Source organism: uncultured Methanobrevibacter sp. (assembly GCF_947170395.1).
Lineage (GTDB): Archaea > Methanobacteriota > Methanobacteria > Methanobacteriales > Methanobacteriaceae > Methanocatella.
On sequence record NZ_CAMVTE010000059.1, the window covers coordinates 1 to 5,624 of the forward strand.

The 5,624-nt window shown below is 34.9% G+C and carries 8 protein-coding genes; 5 read left to right on the forward strand and 3 right to left on the reverse strand.

Annotation, left to right across the window (positions count from 1 at the left end):
- Positions 1 to 77: 77 nt before the first annotated feature.
- The 3 genes from Q0W04_RS10345 to Q0W04_RS10355 form a co-directional block, all read right to left on the reverse strand.
- Entirely contained in the window at positions 78 to 557 is a 480-nt protein-coding gene (locus Q0W04_RS10345) for a bacterioferritin (RefSeq protein ID WP_292753520.1), read from the reverse strand.
- A 78-nt stretch (positions 558 to 635) separates the two neighbouring features.
- On the reverse strand, positions 636 to 1,082 hold the full coding sequence (locus Q0W04_RS10350) for a MarR family winged helix-turn-helix transcriptional regulator (protein ID WP_298502991.1): 447 nt from the start codon (positions 1,080 to 1,082) through the stop codon (positions 636 to 638).
- Between the two features lie 87 nt (positions 1,083 to 1,169).
- Positions 1,170 to 1,949 carry an alpha/beta fold hydrolase gene (locus Q0W04_RS10355; protein ID WP_298502994.1) on the reverse strand — a complete coding sequence of 260 codons (780 nt, stop codon included), beginning with the start codon at positions 1,947 to 1,949 and terminating at the stop codon, positions 1,170 to 1,172.
- A gap of 139 nt (positions 1,950 to 2,088) precedes the next feature.
- Between Q0W04_RS10355 and Q0W04_RS10360 the strand changes: the two genes are divergently transcribed.
- From Q0W04_RS10360 to Q0W04_RS10380, 5 genes are all read left to right on the forward strand, one after another.
- A complete protein-coding gene (locus tag Q0W04_RS10360) occupies positions 2,089 to 2,556 on the forward strand; it encodes a DUF2115 family protein (protein WP_298502997.1) in 468 nt (155 codons plus the stop codon).
- A 17-nt stretch (positions 2,557 to 2,573) separates the two neighbouring features.
- Complete coding sequence (locus Q0W04_RS10365) at positions 2,574 to 3,125, forward strand: DUF2115 family protein (protein ID WP_298502999.1); 552 nt, start codon at positions 2,574 to 2,576, stop codon at positions 3,123 to 3,125.
- 170 nt (positions 3,126 to 3,295) lie between these two features.
- Positions 3,296 to 4,018 carry a nitroreductase family protein gene (locus tag Q0W04_RS10370; protein ID WP_298503002.1) on the forward strand — a complete coding sequence of 241 codons (723 nt, stop codon included), beginning with the start codon at positions 3,296 to 3,298 and terminating at the stop codon, positions 4,016 to 4,018.
- A gap of 13 nt (positions 4,019 to 4,031) precedes the next feature.
- Positions 4,032 to 4,667 carry a flavodoxin family protein gene (locus tag Q0W04_RS10375; protein ID WP_292753502.1) on the forward strand — a complete coding sequence of 212 codons (636 nt, stop codon included), beginning with the start codon at positions 4,032 to 4,034 and terminating at the stop codon, positions 4,665 to 4,667.
- A 1-nt stretch (position 4,668) separates the two neighbouring features.
- Complete coding sequence (locus Q0W04_RS10380; protein ID WP_292753499.1) at positions 4,669 to 5,427, forward strand: EFR1 family ferrodoxin; 759 nt, start codon at positions 4,669 to 4,671, stop codon at positions 5,425 to 5,427.
- The last annotated feature ends 197 nt before the right edge of the window (positions 5,428 to 5,624 follow it).

Genomic DNA, 5,624 nt, shown 5'->3' on the forward strand with positions numbered 1-5,624 from the left:
GCAAATGTTTGTTTCATGAATCCATTTTCAAAAGTTTTTACTGGTTTAATTTCCATTATGTCACATCCTAAAAAATGTTATTCTGCTGTTGGACCGTTGATTAATAATTGAGTCAAGTAGTTTTCTTTTCCAAGCATTTTGCATAAATCCAGCTGCTGTTCGCTCCAGTACATGTCATCCTCTTCATCCTTGAGATATACCTTCATCAAATCATATGTGGTTGCATCAAAGATTCCGGAGTCCATTAATTCATTTATGAATGCGATTCCTTCAACAGAGACATTGTAATCATATTCTATGAATTCTACGATATCAGTGAAAACTGGTTTTGCTTCCTGTGCTTCCTGCTTGATTTCACCGCCGAGGTCAAGTATACGGTCCATGAACTGTTCTACAAAGTCTATTTCTTCAGTTGCATGTGTAGTGTATTTATCACCCAATGCCTGAAATCCTAATCCTGCAAAGATTTTTGATTGGATTCTGTGCTGAAATGAATTTGCAGACAAACCTGTTACAATAGCTTGTAATGCTTCAATTGTCTTTTCTTTATCGGCCATAATTTCACCTTAACAAAAATTCTACTTAAGAGTCTTAAGTATATATTTTAATCTGACTTTCTATCAATATAAATTTAATCAATATTCAGCTGCCCTTTCACAATAGTCATGAATCATTTCCCTGAATTTATCCTTATCTTCAGCAGAATAATCCTTAAATAATTTAGATTCAAATTCAACAATAAGATTCAGCAATGAATTGAAAGCTGATTCACCCTTATCAGTTAAACTAAGAATCTTTTTGCCACTGTTGTCTTTTACAACATCACGTTTTACATAACCATTCTTCTCAAGCCTTTTAATTATCTGAGCAACATTCGATTCTGAAACGAAAAGCAGGTCAGCCAGCTCCCTTTGGGAGAGGTCTTCATGATAATAAATATTGGACAGATAAGTGAAATCCCTAGGGGCAATGTCATTGAAGTTATCCTTTAAAAAGTTATCATGAATAAGATTGATGTAATTGATAAAATAAAAAACAGGCATTTCATCCAATCGGGCTTCGTCAAAATTTAAATCAACCATACACAATACCTCCTTTCATTAATTAATATATTGTCCATTCAAATTTATAAGAATATCACTTCAAATGAAATTAAAAAAAAAATAAATTCATTCTATGAAGGAATCTATTGATTCGATTACCTCACTTTTCTTTTCCAAATATGCAATATGGCCTGCACCTTCAATTATTTCCAGTTGCGAAGTTGGAAGCATTTCATGAACCTTAATTGACTCTTCGGGAGGGTTTATTCCATCATATTCACCAACCAAAATCAAAACAGGTATCTGGACTTTTTTGGCATCACTTACCATATCGTAATGGCTCAGAGACGCATAGACATTTTTTCGCTCATCATTTGTAAGTTCAACTTCACTTCTGTTTCCATTATAGAAGTTGGCCACATCTTCCGGCGTGGTATCAGGTGCATATACCCTTCTTGAAATCAGTTTGCCCATTTCCTTTAAGTCAATGTTGCCGTTGCCGTTGTTTTCCTCTGCCGCCTTTTGCATAAGTGAGATTTCACCCTGACCCCGTGTTCCTAAAAGAATTATTTTTGAAAGAATTGTAGGATACTTTTCGGCAGTTTTAAGAGCGATATAAGATCCCATTGACAATCCTATGACAATAGGCTTGTCAAGATTCAATTCATTTATGATTTCCTTTAAATCATCTGCATAGTCATCCAAATCAAATTTTTCAGGTTTATCGCTTTTTCCATGGCCTCTGACATCATAAGAGATTACATGATAGGATTTCCTATAATAGTCAAACAAGGGGTTCATGATTTCCTTGCTCGCAAAGATTCCATGAATCAAAATCATGTCCGGACCGGTTCCTGCCTGCTTTAATGAAATGTTAATGCCGTTGACGCTTACTGTTGACTCCACTTTTTGGCCTCCTTGTTAATATATTAAAAATTCCCCTATAAAAATAACCATACTGCCACTTGACAAATTCATCAATAGAAAATAGCATATAGTCATATTCAAGAAATAATTACTCAACACTTATTCAAGGGGAAGTATTATGAAAGCAACAGAATTACTTGAAGAAATTAGGGAAAATCTTAAGGATTATCCTATCGAATATCTGAGAAACAAAGTCACAGACGATAGATACAAAGACCCAATAACTAAAAGTTTGGCAAAATACAATTCAGAAGCATGGGATGAGATATTTGCCTTAAACATCACAGCGGATTATGACATTAAAGACGGAGTAGTTGAAAATCTCAAAAAGGATACCGATTACTATTTTGACACTTACGCCGGAGGAGATGAAGAAACAAGAGAATTTACAAAATACATATCTCTTTATTTGGCTTTAATCGCTAAAAGACCACTGCATCCTGTTGGAGACAATCCTACAAAGGACCAGGTATTTATGCAGAATAATGAATACAAATGCAAATCCAGAATAATGAGCATTAAAGAGAAAAATTCAATGTGCCGCTACTGCGTATGTAAAAATGCCGGTTTAGCATTCGGATTTTAATAATAGGGAGCATCATAATGTCAAACGAATATCTGGAGATGTATGATGAATTTGCAAGCATCATATCAGATGACGAAACCATTACCGGCAATTGTGTTTTAGAGATTCTGAAAAAATATTCATCAAGCATTTCCGTTTTTGACATGATGGAGTTTACATCACAGGTTATTGAAGAAAACAAATATGTTCAGGAAAGCTATAGGCAGGACAGTCAAAAATCATACATCGAATCCTTTTTATTTAGAATTAAAGACATTCTCAATGACAATAATGATTACATTCAAAACATTGATGGGGAATCATTTGGCGAAGCTATTGAAATTCTAAAAACCCACCATGAAACCGGAACTCAAGGCAAAAAAACCAAAGTTCCTCTGATTTTTGAAATAGCTTCATTATATGCAACATTCATTTTAGAGGAACCAATACATCCTGTAGGCACCCCGTTTCCAGGATCACTGAAAGTTGAAAAGGAAAACGGAGAATTTTTGTGCCCGGTAAAGGAAGCAAACATCGATACACCAAATGCCGTTTGCAACATTTGTCTAGCAGAACAGCTGGACTTCTAAACCAAACTGATTAGTATTTTAAAAAAAATATTTAAGTACAATAATCCAAATATCATATCAAAAAACTTAAGTATCTTAAGTCATAGTGGTAATCAAAAGGTGATTGCGACATGGACAGAATGCAGATTATTAAAACTAGAAAAAGCGTAAGAACATTTGACTGACAGAAAATTACTGATGAAGATAAAGAAAAACTTCTAAACTACACCAAAACAATCGAAAACCCTTACAATATCCCCGTGGAGTTCCTTATACTGGACAGCGAAAAATATAATCTTTCAAGTCCAGTTATAGAAGGCGAGGACACATATATCGCTGCAAAAGTGGCTAAAGTGAACCGATGCGAAGAGGCATACGGATATTCATTTGAAAAAATGATTTTGTATGCATGGAGCCAAGGAATTGGAACCACCTGGGTCGGAGGAACTTTAGACAGGCCCCTCTTTGAAAAAGCGGCAGCCACACGGGACAATGAATACATGATGATAGTGACACCAATAGGCTATCCTTCAAAAACACAGTCCAAGGTTGACAGCGCGCTGCGTGAAAGCGTTAAGGGCGATGAAAGACTTCCCGCATCAAAGCTATTTTATGAGCATGACTTTTCAACCCCATTAGACAATAGTGAAGATTGTCTTGATGCGGTTCGTTGGGCTCCTTCAGCAGCAAACAGACAACCTTGGAGGATTGTAAAGGACGATAATGATTATCATTTCTTTTTAGAACATACAAAAGGATATTCATCAGGTGTTGGATGGGATGTTCAAAAGATTGATATGGGAATAGCAATATGCCATTTCCTGTGTGTGAAAAATGGAAATCTGGTTTTTGATGAACCGGAAATTGAAACAGATGAGTATACAGAATACATTGCAACAATATCATGCGAATAATATAGGTGATTAAATGACTAAAAAAATAATAGCTGTTAACGCAGGACCTAGAAAAGGATGGAATACTGATACATTAATTGATGAAGCGATAAAAGGTGCAGAATCTGCAGGAGCAGAAGTGGAAAAATTCAATCTATTCCGCTTGGAAAAATACACCGGCTGCATCTCTTGTTTTGGATGTAAAAAAGAAAAATACAAAGGACATTGCATACGACGTGACGGTTTAACCGAAGTCTTGGATGCTATTCGTGAAGCCGATGGATTGATAATAGGTTCTCCAAATTATCTAAGTGAACTTACAGCATCATTTAGAGCACTTTATGAACGATTGGTCTTTCAGAATCTGACATATAATGCAGATGTCCCGTGCTGCAATGAAAATCCGATTCCAACGTTGCTTATCATGACCAGCAATGCTCCGGACAATGCCTATGAAGTATTGCTTCAAAATTATCAAAACGTATTCAACGGTTTTGTAGGGCCAACTGAAGTTTTCGTATCAGGTGAAACACTTCAGCTTAAAGATTACAGCAAAACCGATTGGCCATGGTTTTTCAATGCTGAGGAAAGATATGAAAGACATGAAACTGTTTTTCCTAAAGAAAGAGAAGCTGCTTTTGAAAAAGGAAAAGAATTAGTGTTAGGATAACATGAAAACATTATATTACACATCAACAGGCAATAACCTATACATTGCTAAGCAGTTGGGCGGAGAACTGATCAGCATCCCCCAACTGATGAAAAAAAATGAGTTTGATATAGAAGATGATGCTGTAGGCATCATTTTCCCTGTTTTTTATGCAACATCTCCCAAGATGCTTAGGGAATTTGTTGAAAAAGTCAATGTCAAAACCGATTATCTGTTTTTAATCACTTCTTATGGAAGCGACGGGGATCAAAATGCATTGAGAATCATGAAAGAAACATTAAATAACAGAGGAATTGATGTTAATTACACAAACTCCGTTTTGATGGTTGATAATTTCCTGCCGACATTTGACATGGCCAATGAAAAGGAATTAAAAAAGAATTTAAACATCATCGGCGAAATTGAATCTATAAAAGAGGATATATTCTCAAGAAGAAATCATATTCATGACAAAAAACATTTTACCGATATTGAAAATATTGAAGTCATATTGGAAACCACAATGACTGAAAAATACCATATCCAAGTAGGTGAAGGCTGCAGCAATTGTGAAATATGTACTAAAGTATGTCCGAGAGGAAATATTGAATTGATTGATGAAAAACCCCATTTCGGAGATAATTGTGACTTTTGTTTAGGCTGCGTTCATCACTGCAAAACACACACATTAACAATTAACGATGAATTGAATCCAAATGAAAGATATAGAAATCCAAATATCAAAATTTCAGAGATTATCAAAAGCAATCAAAACATTTGAATTGAAAATCTAAAAGCAAAATGGTACTGACAAACATTGCAAATAATGATTTTTTGCGAATGTTTCTTTAATTCACAACTTAAAAATAGAAAATAAAGATTATGCAATTCTTATTCTTTAAATTCATTCCATGTAACTGTTGGCATAACAGTATAGAAATTATCTACTACTTTTTTGATTCTTGTTTGATATATTAC